23 protein-coding genes and 2 pseudogenes are annotated in these 15,870 nt (G+C 48.9%); 12 read left to right on the forward strand and 13 right to left on the reverse strand.

Annotated elements, in window-relative coordinates:
• Window positions 1-91 precede the first annotated feature (91 nt).
• Window positions 92-562: pseudogene (locus BLS59_RS32310) on the reverse strand (DUF4142 domain-containing protein); the annotation flags it as partial.
• A 283-nt stretch (window positions 563-845) separates the two neighbouring features.
• Here BLS59_RS32310 and BLS59_RS21560 point away from each other — a divergent pair.
• From BLS59_RS21560 to BLS59_RS21575, 5 genes are all read left to right on the forward strand, one after another.
• Window positions 846-1,790 (forward strand): manganese catalase family protein, encoded by a 945-nt coding sequence (locus BLS59_RS21560; protein WP_091152481.1) that lies wholly within the window; start codon window positions 846-848, stop codon window positions 1,788-1,790.
• Between the two features lie 10 nt (window positions 1,791-1,800).
• Window positions 1,801-1,962, forward strand: coding sequence for a hypothetical protein (locus BLS59_RS31745; protein ID WP_162842731.1), 162 nt, complete (start codon window positions 1,801-1,803; stop codon window positions 1,960-1,962).
• A gap of 69 nt (window positions 1,963-2,031) precedes the next feature.
• A complete protein-coding gene (locus BLS59_RS21565) occupies window positions 2,032-3,117 on the forward strand; it encodes a zinc-dependent alcohol dehydrogenase (RefSeq protein WP_205411326.1) in 1,086 nt (361 codons plus the stop codon).
• Entirely contained in the window at window positions 3,114-3,596 is a 483-nt protein-coding gene (locus tag BLS59_RS21570) for a hypothetical protein (RefSeq protein ID WP_091152484.1), read from the forward strand. Before BLS59_RS21565 ends, BLS59_RS21570 begins: the two co-directional genes overlap by 4 nt.
• 30 nt (window positions 3,597-3,626) lie before the next feature.
• Window positions 3,627-5,039, forward strand: coding sequence for an MmgE/PrpD family protein (locus BLS59_RS21575; protein WP_091152486.1), 1,413 nt, complete (start codon window positions 3,627-3,629; stop codon window positions 5,037-5,039).
• A 98-nt stretch (window positions 5,040-5,137) separates the two neighbouring features.
• On the opposite strand, the gene BLS59_RS21580 is transcribed toward BLS59_RS21575, so the two are convergent.
• Complete coding sequence (locus BLS59_RS21580) at window positions 5,138-5,605, reverse strand: BLUF domain-containing protein (RefSeq protein WP_262492972.1); 468 nt, start codon at window positions 5,603-5,605, stop codon at window positions 5,138-5,140.
• A gap of 174 nt (window positions 5,606-5,779) precedes the next feature.
• Between BLS59_RS21580 and BLS59_RS21585 the strand changes: the two genes are divergently transcribed.
• The gene (locus tag BLS59_RS21585; protein ID WP_091152490.1) at window positions 5,780-6,436 is read left to right on the forward strand and encodes a hypothetical protein; all 657 of its coding nucleotides are present in this window, start codon (window positions 5,780-5,782) and stop codon (window positions 6,434-6,436) included.
• Window positions 6,436-6,717: a hypothetical protein gene (locus BLS59_RS21590; RefSeq protein ID WP_091152492.1), complete on the forward strand. Its 282-nt coding sequence runs from the start codon at window positions 6,436-6,438 to the stop codon at window positions 6,715-6,717. Before BLS59_RS21585 ends, BLS59_RS21590 begins: the two co-directional genes overlap by 1 nt.
• 43 nt (window positions 6,718-6,760) lie before the next feature.
• Here BLS59_RS21590 and BLS59_RS21595 read toward each other — a convergent pair whose 3' ends face one another.
• Entirely contained in the window at window positions 6,761-7,033 is a 273-nt protein-coding gene (locus BLS59_RS21595) for a KGG domain-containing protein (protein WP_091152494.1), read from the reverse strand.
• A 198-nt stretch (window positions 7,034-7,231) separates the two neighbouring features.
• Here BLS59_RS21595 and BLS59_RS21600 point away from each other — a divergent pair, with 198 nt between their 5' ends.
• From BLS59_RS21600 to BLS59_RS21615, 4 genes are read left to right on the forward strand one after another with little or no spacing between them, the layout of a single operon-like run.
• Window positions 7,232-7,795 (forward strand): YciE/YciF ferroxidase family protein, encoded by a 564-nt coding sequence (locus BLS59_RS21600; protein ID WP_091152496.1) that lies wholly within the window; start codon window positions 7,232-7,234, stop codon window positions 7,793-7,795.
• A gap of 41 nt (window positions 7,796-7,836) precedes the next feature.
• Entirely contained in the window at window positions 7,837-8,835 is a 999-nt protein-coding gene (locus BLS59_RS21605; protein ID WP_091152498.1) for an SDR family oxidoreductase, read from the forward strand.
• Window positions 8,836-8,858: 23 nt separating this feature from the next.
• Window positions 8,859-9,041, forward strand: a complete 183-nt coding sequence (locus BLS59_RS21610; protein ID WP_091152500.1) for a hypothetical protein — start codon at window positions 8,859-8,861, stop codon at window positions 9,039-9,041.
• The gene (locus tag BLS59_RS21615) at window positions 9,025-10,278 is read left to right on the forward strand and encodes a cytochrome P450 (protein WP_162842732.1); all 1,254 of its coding nucleotides are present in this window, start codon (window positions 9,025-9,027) and stop codon (window positions 10,276-10,278) included. The genes BLS59_RS21610 and BLS59_RS21615 overlap by 17 nt, the downstream gene beginning before the upstream one ends.
• Before the next feature lie 279 nt (window positions 10,279-10,557).
• Here the strand turns inward: BLS59_RS21615 and BLS59_RS21620 are convergent, their stop codons facing one another.
• From BLS59_RS21620 to BLS59_RS31750, 8 genes and pseudogenes are all read right to left on the reverse strand, one after another.
• Entirely contained in the window at window positions 10,558-10,839 is a 282-nt protein-coding gene (locus BLS59_RS21620; RefSeq protein ID WP_091152503.1) for a hypothetical protein, read from the reverse strand.
• The gene (locus tag BLS59_RS21625) at window positions 10,836-11,501 is read right to left on the reverse strand and encodes a response regulator (RefSeq protein WP_091152505.1); all 666 of its coding nucleotides are present in this window, start codon (window positions 11,499-11,501) and stop codon (window positions 10,836-10,838) included. The genes BLS59_RS21620 and BLS59_RS21625 overlap by 4 nt, the downstream gene beginning before the upstream one ends.
• A gap of 475 nt (window positions 11,502-11,976) precedes the next feature.
• Window positions 11,977-12,474 carry a DUF4142 domain-containing protein gene (locus BLS59_RS21635; protein WP_091152509.1) on the reverse strand — a complete coding sequence of 166 codons (498 nt, stop codon included), beginning with the start codon at window positions 12,472-12,474 and terminating at the stop codon, window positions 11,977-11,979.
• A gap of 4 nt (window positions 12,475-12,478) precedes the next feature.
• Window positions 12,479-12,703 (reverse strand): hypothetical protein, encoded by a 225-nt coding sequence (locus BLS59_RS21640; RefSeq protein ID WP_143014208.1) that lies wholly within the window; start codon window positions 12,701-12,703, stop codon window positions 12,479-12,481.
• Window positions 12,704-12,837: 134 nt separating this feature from the next.
• A complete protein-coding gene (locus tag BLS59_RS32720) occupies window positions 12,838-13,098 on the reverse strand; it encodes a sensor histidine kinase (RefSeq protein WP_091152513.1) in 261 nt (86 codons plus the stop codon).
• Window positions 13,065-13,244 carry a cell wall metabolism sensor histidine kinase WalK gene (locus tag BLS59_RS21650; protein ID WP_143014209.1) on the reverse strand — a complete coding sequence of 60 codons (180 nt, stop codon included), beginning with the start codon at window positions 13,242-13,244 and terminating at the stop codon, window positions 13,065-13,067. Before BLS59_RS21650 ends, BLS59_RS32720 begins: the two co-directional genes overlap by 34 nt.
• Window positions 13,245-13,343: 99 nt before the next feature.
• A pseudogene (locus BLS59_RS32725) lies at window positions 13,344-13,511 on the reverse strand (hypothetical protein); the annotation flags it as partial.
• 238 nt (window positions 13,512-13,749) lie between these two features.
• Window positions 13,750-13,905, reverse strand: coding sequence for a hypothetical protein (locus tag BLS59_RS31750; RefSeq protein ID WP_162842734.1), 156 nt, complete (start codon window positions 13,903-13,905; stop codon window positions 13,750-13,752).
• 350 nt (window positions 13,906-14,255) lie between these two features.
• On the opposite strand from BLS59_RS31750, the gene BLS59_RS21660 reads away from it, so the two are divergent.
• Entirely contained in the window at window positions 14,256-15,353 is a 1,098-nt protein-coding gene (locus BLS59_RS21660) for a class I SAM-dependent methyltransferase (protein ID WP_091152518.1), read from the forward strand.
• Here the strand turns inward: BLS59_RS21660 and BLS59_RS21665 are convergent.
• Window positions 15,340-15,621, reverse strand: a complete 282-nt coding sequence (locus tag BLS59_RS21665) for a hypothetical protein (RefSeq protein WP_091152520.1) — start codon at window positions 15,619-15,621, stop codon at window positions 15,340-15,342. The genes BLS59_RS21660 and BLS59_RS21665 overlap by 14 nt on opposite strands.
• A complete protein-coding gene (locus BLS59_RS21670) occupies window positions 15,611-15,859 on the reverse strand; it encodes a hypothetical protein (RefSeq protein WP_091152522.1) in 249 nt (82 codons plus the stop codon). Before BLS59_RS21670 ends, BLS59_RS21665 begins: the two co-directional genes overlap by 11 nt.
• Window positions 15,860-15,870: the final 11 nt, after the last annotated feature.

The following is a 15,870-nucleotide window of genomic DNA, read 5'->3' on the forward strand; positions in this document are numbered from 1 at the left end:
CAAATTAACAACCTTAAATAGCCAAAAAAGTGCCATAATTACTGCTGCATCAGCCGCTTATATTTTGCCGTGAAATCAGGTCGCCTCACATTTACTTAACCGAACATCCCTTGTTCAAAAAGGCCTTAGCGATTCCATCAAATTCTATCAAAATCAGGTCATCTGCATACTTCGTAGAAGCCGACAACTTATATTTTGCTTCAGCCGTAGGCAATTTACCCAAGGCAAAACCGTGCAGGTCGGCATCCGGAACTCCGCTGTCACGGGTGGCATCCTGGAACAAGGCAATAGTTTCGTCGTGTGAGGTGACCATCATCATGGCAAACTGCTTATCAAACACGGCGCCGCTGAGCGCAGCAAGCGTATTGTGATTATTTTGCTACTTGGTAGCCATGTCGGTAGGGACGATCCAGCCGTTTTTTGCAGCCAGCGTGGCCATTTCGGTGCCTGTCAGCCTGTGATCGGTGATCATGTGGTTACCGAAAGCTTTGACGTTGGCATTGGTGCTGTTTTGCAGGGCGAGGTTGCCAGCTGCAATTTCAAACATATCACCGCTGGATGCCTGGGTAACAAGTCCTGGCTACTCATGGTATACTGATCATTATGATCTTTTTTACAGGCGGGAAGCAGTAAGACAGTTCCCAAAACGATCGTTAAAAGTGAAATTGTTTTTCATAACTGATGTTTTAGGGATAACAGTAACTAGCATATCAACAGTTTTGAGTTTCTCCGAATCAGGTAATTCATCCTTCATAACAGGTAGTATGCCCGCATTTTCGCGTATTTATTCATCAAACCGGCGGTATTCCTGACTGTTATTTCCGAACACCTTTAATAGATATATTATGTTTCACCATGTTAAAGACCTACAATTCAACGCCAGGGTTTCGCGCCCTGACCCGCGTTTTGCCAACCTGCTGCTAGAACAGTTTGGCGGCGAGAATGGCGAGCTAGCTGCTGCTATGCAATATTTTACCCAGGCATTCGGCGCGAAGATGCCGCATCCCGATAAATACGATATGTTGATGGATATCGCCACCGAAGAATTCAGCCACCTGGAGATCGTTGGTGCCACCATCCAGATGCTGCTAAAAGGCGTCAACGGGAAACTGAAAGACGCGGCTGGTAACTCCGAGATCATGCAGGTGATGAACGGCAAAGGCGCCAAAGAAAGTATTATTCATGAGGCTTTAACGGCCAATCCGCAGTTCGGCATCATCACCGGCGGCGGTGTTACGCCCAGGAACAGCCAGGGCATTCCCTGGTGTGCATCCTATATTCATTCCAATGGCGATCTGACCGTTGACCTGCGCAGTAACCTCGCATCAGAATCCCGTGCCAAGCTGGTTTATGAGCACCTGATGAAATTTACCGATGACCCGTATGTCAAAGAATCGCTGTCATTTTTAATGACCCGTGAGGTAGCCCATTATAAAATGTTCGAAGCCGCGCTGAATGACATCCAGCCTAATTTTCCACCGGGAGTTTTGGCATCTGATCCACGCTTCACCCAACAGTATTTCAATATGTCTAATGGTGCGACCGTTCGCGGGCCCTGGAACGAGGGCGAAATGCCGGCTATGGGTAAGCAATGGAATTATATCGCTGACCCGGTAGCTTACGTCAAAGAAACGCAGGGTATCACCCAAAATGATGAGGCCTTAAATCAGGAATTGGAAGAAACCCAAAAGCTGGATCAGCAAATGAGCGTAGTACGGAGTACGGAAGTGAAAAACAGCGAACCAGCAGGCATTGCCCAGTGGAGTACTTACGAGATAACAGAAGAATAGAATATTAAACATGGACGAACATTTGTTCCTCAAAGGTCAGCGTGTGATTTCGCCGGAAGGCGGAGGCGAAGTTACCGATGCGATAGGCGATAATATTGAAGTAAAGCTGGACAACGGGCAAACTAAATTTTTCCCTTCAGGCGATTTGACCGATGATAACGATGCCGGCTAAAAAATAAACATACTTATGTTAGCAATGAGTTACCGCGGGCCTTACCGGGTTCGCACAGTTGATAAACCCATGCCGGAGGTCCTGCATCCCGAGGATGCCATCGTCCGGGTGACCCGCAGTTGCATCTGCGGTTCTGACCTGCACCTGTACCACGGTATGGTGCCCGACACCCGCGTCGGTTCGACCTTTGGCCATGAATTTACGGGCATCGTCGAAGAGGTTGGTCCGCTGGTGCAAAAACTAAAGGTGGGCGACCAGGTACTGGTGCCATTTAATGTCGCCTGCGGCAAATGTAATTTCTGCAAGCAGGGCCTTTATGGCAACTGCCATGAATCCAATCCGATGGCTACCGCCGTCGGCGGCATCTTTGGCTACTCCCATACCGCAGGAGGATATGACGGCGGCCAGGCGGAATATGTACGTGTACCCTATGCCGACGTTGGCCCGACCATTATTCCGCCGGAAATGGATCCGGATGATGCCGTACTATTGACCGATGTCGTGCCGACCGGTTACCAGGCCGCGGAGATGGGCGGTATCAAGGAAGGCGATACCGTCATTGTGTTTGGCGCCGGGCCTATCGGCATCATGGCGGCACGCTGCGCTTGGTTCTTCGGAGCAGCCAGGGTCATCATTATCGATCATATCGACTACCGGCTGGCGTTTGCCAAAAACTATGCGAAATGCGAAGCCTATAACTTTAAGGAAATGGCCGACCCGGTAGTTTTTTTAAAGAAAACGACCGATTGGTATGGTGCCGATGTCTGTATCGACTGTGTGGGCTGCGAAGCCGAAGGCAATACCCTGCAAACGTTCAGCGGCCGCGTAATGCTGATGCAGGCCGGCTCCGCCACCGCACTGCAATGGGCGATCAATTCTGTAAAAAAAGGCGGCATCGTATCGGTAGTTGGTGTTTACGGACCCCCATATAATTTTGTGCCGATCGGCAATGTTCTAAATAAGGGGATTACTATCCGGGCTAACCAATCGGCGCCAAAACGGTTAATGCTCAAACTAATCGATCACGTTCTGTCCGGCAGACTCGACCCAAAAGGTTTGATCACCCACCGGGTGCCATTGAAAGAGGTTCCCGATGCCTACCGGCTGTTCTCTTCTAAATTAGACAATTGTATTAAAACCGTTCTGATCCCATGAAACCAACAAACGAAGACTATAAAAACATACCCGGCTGGGGCATAGATGCCGACCCAGAGAACGAGCCGACCTATCCCATTAAAAACTACACCGGCGATGATCATAACCGGATCCATTACGAGCGTTCACCGCAACAGCCGCTAACGGTCGAGATATTATTGTCCACCGAACGTCCCGGCCCGACCGCGGTTTTCGGCACCTCGGTACCGCCTACCGGTTTAAGCGGCACCATCCGGCGTTATGCCTTTAGAAACAGTGAGGATCGTTACCGGCATTGGATACCGCTTATTCTGGCTGACCGTATAAATGTATTTGAAGGCCTGATCGACGATATCAGAACCGGTCATTTGCCGAACCTGTTCAAAGAACGCGGACTTGGCATGGAATGGAAGCACAACCGTATAGCAGTTTTGACGAAAGTAGCTTTTGCGGCACTTGCCGGTGCAGCACTGATGATTTCTGTAAAAAGAAAAAAATGATCTAATTCAACAACGTCAGCGAATTGCCTTATGAAAAAGGAACTGCAAAATTTAAAGATTGCCCGCTTTGCATTGAATGCTCGCTATGATGACATCGGCGAAGATAATATAGACCAGTTAAAACGCCATTTGCTGGATGCACTGGGCTCATTGGTCCATGCTAGTGCCAAACCGGCCATTCACAAATTACTAAAGCAATTGCAGGTGATGGGCGAAGGCGGCAGCTGCAAAGTGCCGTTGATCGAAAGCCTGCCTTATGACAGGGCGGCGCAGCTTTTTACGGCATTGATCCGCTACCCGGATTTCATGGATAATTTTATGGGCAAGGAAGCGACCTGCCATCCCAGCGACAATATTGGCCCTTTGCTGGCGGCGGCGCAGTTCCGGCCGACATCCGGCAAGGAGTTCTTAACTGCGATGGCCGTTGCGTACCAAATCGAATGCCGCTTGGTTCTGGAGATTCCGGTGATGAAGGAGGGTATTGATCATACGTTGCTGCTCGGTTATTCCATGACCGCGGGTATTGCCCGCCTGTTAGGCATGACCGAAGAACATACTGCACATGCTTTGGGTATCACCGGTACATCGATCAGCCCGATGGTGACCAGCCGGGCTTCTTATACTTATGAATGGAAAGGCTTTGCTTCCTCGATGGATGCGCTGGATTGTGTGAATATCTGTTTCCTGGCCCGGGAAGGCCTGACAGGCCCGGTCGCTATTTTCGAAGGCCCGAAAGGCTTTGACGATGTCTTCGGCATGAAGCTGGACTATGACTGGGACCAGGAAACTTTCGAGCTGATCCCGCGCTGCGTGCTGAAGAAATATAATGTGGAAGTGCATAGCCAGGCAACACTGGAAGCTATAGACGAACTACAAAAAGCAAACCTGATTGACCCGGACGAAATTGACAAGGTGGAACTAACCACTTTTTTGACTGCCTATCATATCATTGGCTCGGGCGCCTATGGGGACCGCCAGATTGTAGAAACCAAGGAACAGGCCGATCACAGCTTGTTTTACGCGGCAGCGGTGTTGTTGCTGGACGGCGAGATCTACCCGGAACAATATGAACCGGAGCGGATCAAAAGCACCGACGTGCAGAAACTGCTCAAAAAAATTAAGGTAAGCACGGGTTTCCCGCTGCATGAGCCACTGGTAGTAGCCGGCATGCTTGATCCTTATACGCTCGCCTACCCGAATAAAATGAAAACAAAAGTAAAGATCAGTCTTAAGGGTGGTCAAACCCTTACGCGAGAGCAGGAAGATTATCATGGATTTTTTACTCGGCCCTTTTCCTGGGAAGAGGTGATCGGAAAGTTCTTGCGTTTAAGCGCAGGTGTCCTGAGCAGTGAAGCGCAGGATGAACTCATCGTCACGGTACGGAATCTTGACAATTTAAATGATATGAGGATGTTCATAAACATGTTGGGGGGAATAAAGTAACAGATCATTAACTCCCAAGATGAAATCAGTTGAGCAGTGACATTGCAAAGGCTATTGAACTGAACATTGAGGTATAGTATTTTAGTACCTAATTGTGATCAGGGCCTAGTTGATAGGTGCCGCCTTGTCAGCCCGTCGACCTGATTGATCTCATAGAATGAACGAAAATAGTTAAGTAGGCCTGCGGGTCGCGGATGCACCCGCTCAACTCCGAAGATATCGTCAAGTTGTAAAAAACCAGCCAACGTTTCGTTCAGGTGCAGATCCGGCGAACGGAAACCCATTGTCCAATCTGGAAAGTTACGTTCTGTGCAATTGCCAGTGTTTAGTAGCAAGATGTTGCGGTGACGATCATCAGTTGATATTTGGGCATACATATCTCGTACGGCTGTCTCCTGTCCTTCGAGCAACTGGATAAATCGCCCCTCCATTCGATCCAAAAACCGTCCTTCCATGTACAATAGCAGACCAGTGATGGCTTGTTTACTGTTTTTTTGACGCGACTGCTTTAGTAGTAAAGTCAATTTTTCTTCGGTCATAAACGAATTAGCTTTACTGGTATAGATATCGGCTCAGCATGATTCATATGCATACTACAATCACGAAACTTGAAGGTTTTTCTTAATTACATATTACGGCATTAACTACGCATAATAACGGGTTAACTACCTGTTTTGTAAGACTACGAAAACCACCTGTGCTTTATGCGCTGTTGTTCTTGATATTTAACAACATTAACCATGAAAGTAAAAATAAAAGCTCATTTATTGCTTTTGGTCGGTATGGTAACCGCATGCGGCACTACCACCATGATCACCGGCTCTTGGCGTAAGGACCATGCCACGGCCAACGGATATCATAATATTTTTGTTGCGGCTATGACCGGCAACATCCCGGTAAAGCAGGCGGTTGAGAAGGGTCTGCAGCAGCAGCTCAGCACCAAAGGCCTGACCGTCGAAAAAAGCGTTGACGTGTTCCCGCCCAGCTTCAGTACGCAGGCCGGTGCCAAACGCGGACTCATATTGGGCCAGATACAGCAAACCGGTGCTGATGGTATCCTGACAATAGCATTGCTGCGCCAGGAAACGGAAAGCCGTTATGTTCCCGGCGGCGGTTATTATAACCCGAGCCTACGCTTTGGCTATTACCACCGTTTTTGGACCTATTACAGCAACTGGTATCCGTCCATTTACGCATCGGGATATTATGATCAGCAAAAGGTTTATTATCTGGAAACGAATCTTTATGATGCGAAGACAGAAGAATTGATCTGGGCCGCGCAGTCCAAAACCTATGATCCTACCAATCTTGACAGTTTCCTCAAAGGTTATATTAAGTCAATCGAAGCACAGATGATTAAAGACGGATTGATAAGTGCCAATCAAAAAACACAATAATGGAAATCATCGAAAATCAATCCACGCCTTTTTGGCTGCTACACGATCCCAGGGGCCGGCGGCTGTTCGTAAGTTTATTAAAGTTAGAACCAGCGGCATTAACCGGTACCCGGTTTCAGTTTCTGCGTAACCATCCGCTGATAAGGGACGAAATGGAATGCCCGTCTTTGCCGCGGACCAAAGCTTTTGAAGTATCAGGCCGAGGAAAGTTCGAGCGGCACGCTGTACTGGAATTCTTAAAATGTCTGCTGCGCAAAAAAACCGCCCCGAAGGGCGATTAAACATAAAACAAAACTTAAAAAACTTGTGTTGATGGCATTAGGCTTAATGCTGACCACCTTTTCGGCCGATCTCGGCCATGTGTTCCTTGTCCTTGCTCACCGCTTTTCCGGCTTTACTGGCGATCTCACGCTGCTGATCATCGTCCATAGAGGCAAAGCCGTGATTGGAGCTGTTGTTGTCATCCGACTGATCCTGACTTTCCTGGTCATTCCTGCCCCGGTTTTGCAAGCTGCCTTCCTGTTGATTACCGCGGTTTTGTAATCCTTGTTTTTTTTTCTTCGTTGCGGTTTTGCTGTTTCGTTGTAATAATGTCAAGTTCTAATGGTAAATAAATTAATTATAGGAATAACAGGCACGACAGAAACGAAGTTTGAAGAAAGACTACGCATTTTTATGTGCTTAACTACCTGATTTCTTACAGTAGCGTTAACCACGTATTTTACCCGCTATTTCAGGTATTTCTCCAAAAAACCGGCAGGCTATGCAACTGTTTCTATCTTAAATAACAACAACATGGAAACAACAATTCAAACCGATTCAAAATTGAAAGAATTTTTTGTCGACCAGTTGGAAGATTTATACTGGGCCGAACAAAAATTGGTGAAGACTCTACCGAAAATGCAGGAAGCAGCCACTTCGCAGCAATTGAAAGACGCATTTGCCAATCACTGTGCGCAAACCAAAGAACACGTTAGCCGCCTGGAACAAGTGTTTGGCCTGGTTGGCGAGGAGGTGGACAGCACCAAATGCCCGGCGATGGCCGGCATCGTGAGCGAAGGCAAAGACATTATCGATGATACCGATGAAGGCAGCGCACAGCGCGATGTGGGTTTGATCTTTGCCAGCCAAAAGGCCGAACATTATGAGATTGCCACCTATGGCGGTATGGTCACCCTGGCTAAGACACTAGGCTATCAGGAAGCAGCCGATATCCTCGCGCAAACCTTAACCGAGGAAAAAGAAGCTGACGAGCTGCTGACACAGATTGCGGAGAACGATATCAATTACCAGGCAAGCACAGAGCAAAAGGCAACAGGCGGCTTGTTTTCTTGGCCAGCTAAACATCTTATACAATAGTAAAGCGGCCCTTCCGCGGCCGCTTTATTTATACTGACCCTATGAAAAATGAAAATAAATTCAGCCGACGACGCATGATCGGTGGTCTCGGTAAAGGTTTGGCGGCGTTTGCGGTTTCGCCGGCATTCAGCGCCGGAAGCAGGCCCCTAACCCTTGCTGCAACAGCACTGGAAGACCCCACTACCAAATATCCCAAGCCGCCTTTTAAGCAACAGGTACAGCCCTGGCCGGCGCTGGCAAGCAAGATGGACCCGAAACCAGATCACGGCGAAAAGAGCTATAAAGGTTCTGGCCGTCTGGCAGGACGTAAGGCGCTGATCACCGGTGGTGATTCGGGAATGGGCCGCGCCGCCGCCATTGCCTTTGCACGTGAAGGTGCGGATGTGACCATCAATTATCTGCCGGCAGAAGAAGCCGACGCGCAGGAAGTTATCCAACTGATCAAGGCCGCGGGCCGCAAAGCAGCCGCTATCCCCGGCGATCTGCGTGACGAAAATTTTTGCAAAAAACTGGTGGATGACGCCGCGCGGCAATTAGGCGGGCTGGACATCCTGGTCAGCAACGCGGCGCGGCAGCAAATTCACAAATCGCTGGAAGAACTGACTACCGAACAGTTCGACTGGACGATCAAGACCAATATTTATGCGCCGTTCTGGCTGATCCGGTCAGCGCTGCCTTATCTGAAACTCGGCTCCGCAATTGTGGCTACTGCTTCGGTGCAGGCCTACGACCCGTCAGAAGACCTCGTTGATTATGCGCTGACCAAAGCGGCGGCGATGAACCTTGTCAAATCACTGGCAAAGCAATTAGGGCCGAAAGGGATCCGTGTCAACGGCGTGGCCCCCGGGCCGATCTGGACACCGCTGCAGGTAGCCGAAGGCGGCTCGACACCAGACAAGAGCTTTGGAAAAAAAACGCCGATGGGCAGACCCGGTCAGCCAGCCGAACTGGCACCGATCTATGTACAACTGGCGGCAAACGAAGGCAGCTATGCTACCGGCCAGATCTATGGCGCATCGGGCGGTGACGGGCAACCTTAATCAATCAATTTAAATAACAGAACATGGAAGAAAAAGGAAACCAAGCCGGGCCAAGTAGCGCTAATCCGGAAACACAGCAGGGCTTAAAAGAGACCCAACTGCCAGGAGAAACAATTGTGAAAGGTGCACGCAACGAAGATCAGCTGGATCAGATGCGAGAGAATGCGCAGCAAGAAGACGGAACGAAGGATGACCGAAATACCTAAAAAAAATTTACTGACAGGTGCCTACCGCCTTTATAAAGAGGGGTATCAATTTATTGGACATACCTGCGAGGAACTGCGGACGGATATCTTTCAGATCCGTTTGTTTGGCCAAACGGCGATTTGCCTCCGTGGCGAGGAAGCGGCCAAAATGTTTTATGACGTGAATAAGATGCAGCGCAAAGGGGCGGTGCCCTCAACGGTGCAGCAAACCCTTACGGGTAAGGACGCTATCCATACCACAGACGGGCAGGTGCATGCTCTGCGTAAATCTATGTTTCTGTCGCTGATGACCGATGAAAACATCAGCCGCCTGAGCGGACTGTTCAACCAAGCGCTCCACCGGCGCTTTGCGCATTGGCAGTTGGAGCCCTCGATCCGACTATTTGACGAAATGGCAAGGGCGCTTTGTGCTGCCGTATGCGGATGGGCGGGTGTGACCTGCCCGCCGGACGAAGAACAACGACGCGCCGCCGATTTTATAGCCATGGTGGATGCTTTTAGTTCGGTTGGCCTGCGTAACTGGCGGGGTCGCTTTGCCCGCACGCGAGCAGAACGCTGGCTTACGAAAATCATTAAGGATGGACGGAAGAACGCCGATCCCGGCACCGCACTCAGCTGCATTGCCACCTACCGTGAACCATCGGGCGAACCGCTCAGCGACCGGTTGGCAGCTATTGAGCTGATCAATATCCTGCGGCCTACCATTGCAATCGCCTGGTATATCGTTTTCGCGGTTACTGCCCTGCATGAAAGCCCGGACTGGCGTTTGAAATTCATCGCGGATAGAGATGACGATCAGTCGCATTTTATCGATGAAGTACGCCGGTTTTACCCACTTGCGCCTTTTATGGGTGCCCGAGCTAAAGTAAATTTTGACTGGCAGGGGTATCGGATGCCAAAAGGTGCGCTTGTTTTGCTGGACCTATATGGCACGAACCATGATCCGCGGCTATGGCCATTGCCCTATCGTTTCGATCCGAATCGCTTTCATGACCGCCGGATCCGGCCCTTCGACTTCCTGGCGCAGGGCGGGGGAGATGCAGCGACTGGACATCGCTGTCCGGGTGAAAAAATCACGGTTGCGTTAATGCACACCGCCCTCAAGTTTTTGACCGGTGAGGTCCGGTATAGCCTTCCAGAACAGGATCTTAAGACCGATCTTTCCCGGATGCCGACAACACCTGAAAGCGGCGTTATACTTACTAACATTCGAAAGTCATTCGCTTACAATTATTAGATCATGAATATACAAACGGTCAGCCTTTATATTCGTAAGCGCCATGGTATAGAACCGGCTGTAATCGAAGTTTCCGTAATAACCGAAAAAATGAAAGCCTGCTCACCCTCAGATCAGCGAATGCTGTAGGATTTAGCGAGCGGCGCCATTATATCTGGATAAAGGACAGCGCATGGTCAGGTTTACCCTTTCCGGCTTGGATAACGATGCCCTGGCTATGGTTCGACTGGCTCGCCGGCCGGTGGTATCTCCGGAATCGTTTGCTGTTACGCCATTCCCTTAATTGAGAGGTTTGATAGCGGAATGCCATAAAGGGAATTGCTGCTGATGCTTGCCCGATTCATTTCGAAATACCAGTGAAATATCGTCAGGGCGATCCGGAATAGCTTCGTCAATGATCAGCGACACCTGTCGAAAGATGTGCCCCAGGTTTTGTTCGAAATCCACATCGCCGAGAACGATCAGGACATGACAGTCACCGCCGGTAACGCTAGCGCGGCCGTCAAGGCTGACGCTGAGTACAGCTGCAATTTCTTCGGTCAATGATTTTTCTCCGATCATGATAATCTTCTTTCAGGTATGTTAATGAGGCCCTGCAGCATCGCCAGTTTAATCAGTTCCAAACCATTCCGGGCACCAGTTTTATGGAGGAGCGAAAGCCGATGTCCTTCTACCGTCCGCTTGCTGGTGAACAGGCGGTCGGCGACCTCAATATTGGTGAACCCGTCCGCAAGTAAATGCAAAACTTCGGACTCACGTTCGGAAAGTTCGATCTCCGGCTGCGGTGCGGCAACATGTTTGCTATGAAGCAATTGCTCTTTATACCGCCTAGCCAGTCCAGTACATATGAAATTTTTGCCTTGAAGCACTTTTTTGATCGCATAAATGAGATCATCACTATCTGCTTCTTTAAGCAAGTAGCCTTTAGCGCCTGCCTGAAAAGCTTCGGAGAGGTAATGCTCGCTGGCTTCTACCGTCAGCATGATCACCCCCGCTTCAGGCGCCAGCTGCTGCAACTCACGCACAAGATCGATCCCCGACATATCACCCAGGTGCAGATCACACAATACGACATCCGGGCGAAGGCCGTTCCTAACCAAATTCAATGCTTGTTGACCATTGCCCGCTGCGCCGGCTACCTCCAGCCCGGGCTCACGTTCCAGAATGTGGCTGATTCCTGCGCGAACTACGCCATGGTCTTCAATGATCAGAATTTCCCTCATTGCCGATACTCCTTTAAGTTTTAACAAACAATGCACAATCGGGTTTGTGGGGTTAAATACCTGATTTAAAAGTTAAATACGCAGTGTAGTTGCGGTAATTACGCATCTGGTTTATAGAATTGTAGCAATTCGTTAATGCAGACCAGCAGTTCCAAAGTTCAAAAGGCTTAGTGACCCATATTTGGCAAAGCTGCTGTTCGAAGGTAATCCGCGCATCCGGCCAGGCGGACAACAGCAACACCGGTATCCGTTTGAAACGGGTAAGCGCCCTCAACTGACAGTATAAATTGGTGTCCGTTGTAACCCTTCTCTAAACGATAATCGGTAATGACCAAATCGGGCCGGCTGCTTTCCGGCAGGCCGGCCAAATCGGTTACCGTCGGTACCGCAGTAACACGCTAACCTTCGGTTCCAAAGACTTCGGTCAATAATGCAAGGAGCACCGGGTCGTCGTCGATCAACAGCAGGCGCGCGCTCACTGGTAATGAAGGTCTGCCGCGATCTTTTTAATTATGACCAGGTGTTGTTTCAGTACCGGCAATGTTTGAGCAGCGAAAGCTTTAACCTGCGGATCAGTCGAGGTGTCCGCAGCTTTCTGGAACATGGCAACATCCTCTTCATGGTCTTTGACCATCATTTGTACATAACTTCGGTCAAAGTCGGCTCCTTTAGCCTGGTTAAGCATCGGGTCGTCCGGAGGCGGGGCCGGAAGGTTGATGTTTTTGGAGGCCGCTACTTTTTTCAATTGCGCATTCGCTTTGGAATGGTCACGGACCATCCGCTGGCCGAAATCACGAACCTGGCTGTTGGCCGCCTTGGCGGCTGCCAGTTTGCCGGAGGCCACTTCCATCATGCCACCTTTCGCGGCTTTCTGTACAAAGTTTGCCGAAGCCGTGTCAGCGCTTTTTTGCGCCAATGCGGGTGTTAGCTGCAGGCATCCCGCCAGCAGCAAGAAGGTCATTAGCTTTTTCATACCATTAACGTTTGGTGCTGTCTTTCATTTGTGAAGTATCGCTGCTACGGCTGGTGTCGGCAGTCATTCCTGAACCGGTGCCAGTCGCAGCACTGTCGGCATTACTGCTGCCGCTGCCCATGGATGATGTACTGTCCGTACTACTGTTACTGCTCGTCTTACTGTGACAGGCCGTTAAGCCGGTGCTAAGGAGCCCGGCTAAAACTAAAATGCATGTGAAATTTTTCATGTTGATCTTTTTTTTCATGTTGATCTTTTTTTAGAATGTTAATTAAAAGACAACGCCTGCTTCGGCGTCGTGTTTGCGGATCAACTACGTGATATTACGGGCTAAGTACCTGTTTTAATACCCACAAAACTGCCTTACTCTTTAGGTTTAGGAACACTGATATAAAACGTTGTGCCTGTATGTTCTTCACTTTCGAACCATACTTGTCCGTCGTGCCACTCGACGATCGTTTTGATGATCGACATGCCCAATCCGGTAGAGTGCTCGCCACGCAATCCGGTGCGCCTGGCCTCGCTGAATTTTTCAAACAGCGTTTGGCAGTATTGGGCCGGAATGCCGATGCCAGTATCTGCAACTATAACTATAATATGTTTTTTTCTTCTTTTAGATCCAATGTGATCGTTCCGCCATCCGGCGTAAACTTGAGTGCGTTAGAGATCAGGTTTTGGATGACCTGTGAAAATTTATCTCCATCCAGCGCGGCATACACGGGATGCTCCGGTGCGTGGCAGAGCACCTTGATGGTCATAGCTGGTTGCATACCCTGATATTCATCAGCTATCTCCCGAAGTTTAGCCGCCATGTCAGTACGGCGCTTCACCAGGCGAACCCCGACGGATTCCAAAAATTCTTGGTCTAAAAAATCGCGTATCAGGCGGATGCAGCTCTTGCTGATCTTTTGGATAGTGTCGATATGTTTGCGCAGTTGCTTGTCCGATTCATCAGTGAGGTTCCAGTGGATCAGCTCACAGAAATTACCAATGGAGCCAATAGGCCCGGCCAGGTCATGAGTCAGGATATTCAGAATAGCGTTCTTTTTATTGCCATGCGCTGCTAACGTCTGGTTATAATCCTGGAAACGGTGATGTCCTCAGCATGCCCGAAGATGAGCTGCCGATCATTTCGCGATTCGATTCCGGCGTTAATCCGCAAGGTGCGCTGATCACCATTGCGGATAAAGCGGCATTCCACATCGATTGCATCTCCCTCGATTAAACGGTTGAACAGGTCAGTGATATAAGACCGGTCCTCCTGATGTACAAGCGTCAGCAAAATGAGTGGATCGCCAGGCGCAGTTTCGAGATTGAAAACTCTAAGAATCTGCCATTGATATAGGTGAATTCTTCGGCAGACCTGTCGAAAGCAAAAAATAATAAGTTTGAGCTTTCGGTCAGCGAAAGCAGATCAGCGTCCGTAGCCATATGAGCAGGCGAAACGCTGTTATCCCGTAGGTCGCTTCACCGCGCAATTTAATGATCACGTTGCTGTTTTCAGGCCAATTGAAAACCATGGGCTTACATCACGTAGTTAACCGGAAAAATCAGGTAAAAAGCTCCGCCGTTTTGCGATTTATCAGCAAAACCTGAAGACAAGGAGTGTGTTTTTTTAAAGAATAGAACTAAACAAATGCGGCTAAAAATTACAGCGGAAATAAGACAACTTTGGACGGAACTGGTTTTCTGGTTCAGGAGAGAAGTGTCATTGACACTTCTATTTTGGCTCGTATTGTTTTTAGCTTGTTTGATCCAATGGCTATATTTTAAATGATTAGATGGAATTAAGCGAACTGATCTGCCGGCAGATAAGGGAAAATGGCCCGGTTTCATTCCATGACTTCATGGAGATGGCGCTTTACCATCCGGAGTATGGTTATTATATGGCCAGTCGTGAAAAGATTGGCCCAAAGGGCGACTTCTATACGAGTTGTAGCCTGGGTTCGGTTTTCGGAGCAATGATCGCCAAGCAGCTGGTTGAAATGTGGCATTTGTCGGGAGAAGAAAATTTTACGGTAGTGGAATTTGGTGCCGGAGATGGCACGCTTTGTCATGATATCCTGGACTACTTCCGGAATTACACTAATTTCTATGAACGCCTGCAATATGTGATCATTGAAAAAAGCCCATTCATGCGTAAAAAGGAGAAGGCCCACTTGCCCGAAAAAGTTTGCTGGTATGACACACTGGAAATGTTAGGCGCGTTTACTGGTTGTGTGCTCTCTAATGAACTAGTTGACAATTTCGCCGTACACCAGGTGGTCATGTATAATGAGCTGATGGAAGTTTTCCTGGAAGAACGTAATGGATTAGTGGAGGTGTTACGGCCGGCAAGTGCGGCGTTAAAAGCCTACTTTGAGAATTTAAACGTCGAATTGCCTGTTGGTTATCGTGCAGAAGTCAACGTGGAAGCGGCCGCCTGGCTGGAAAATATCAGCCGATACCTGCAAAAAGGCTTTGTCCTTACCATTGATTATGGTTATACTTCCAATGAACTCTACAGTAGCCGGCGAAGCCGTGGAACCCTGCTTTGTTATCAAGGCCACCAAGTCAATGAATCTTTTTATGAAAATATAGGCAAACAGGATATTACGTCCCATGTAAATTTTTCGGGATTATGCCATTGGGGTCATCAGTACGGATTGTTCTGCTGCGGTTTGACCAGTCAGGCAGAATTCCTGCTGGCACTGGATTTTAAAGGCTATCTAAGGCAGCAGTTAAGTGACGAGAAAGACATTCTCCGGCTGGCCATACAGGAATCGCACTTGACCAGAACCTTATTAATTGATATGGGCAGAAAGTTTAAAGTTCTGATCCAGCGAAAAGATATACCGGCAGTGCAGTTAACCGGCTTAAAGGATTTCAGGACCGCTTAAAAATTTGGTCAAAACAAGCATTACATTCGGCGCGGATATTTTCGGGTAGTTGTGAATCTGACCAGTAGCCAAAGGTAAGCACCGGGTATCGGAAGTTGATCACCACATGGTTGCCGATCGTATCGTGATCCTGCGTTATATTTTCGCCATGGCGGGATTCAAACCAGTAATAATGACGCTGCTGCACACGGAGCAAGCCCTCCGCGAAACGGTCCATTTGAACTTCGTAATCTTCAGGGTTGGTAGATCTAATGCAATCAGGCATCATAAGCGGTTGTAGATAATATGCGGATCTTTCTGATCAATAAGCGGCGGATAGCTGCGTCTGTTGGGGCGTCCGCCATAAATTTCCATTCGTCCTGGCGCCGGATCAGCCAATAGCGGACAGCAGGCATTTCGATCTTAAAGATCGCGTTGCCGCCAGGCAAACATAGCTGATCAACGGATAAGCTATATGCTGTCCGGTGATATTGAAAATGCAGTAAGTGCGTCTTTTCGAAATGCATGATCAAATTTA

This window comes from Mucilaginibacter pineti, from assembly GCF_900101875.1.
In the GTDB taxonomy this organism is placed as follows: Bacteria; Bacteroidota; Bacteroidia; order Sphingobacteriales; family Sphingobacteriaceae; genus Mucilaginibacter; species Mucilaginibacter pineti.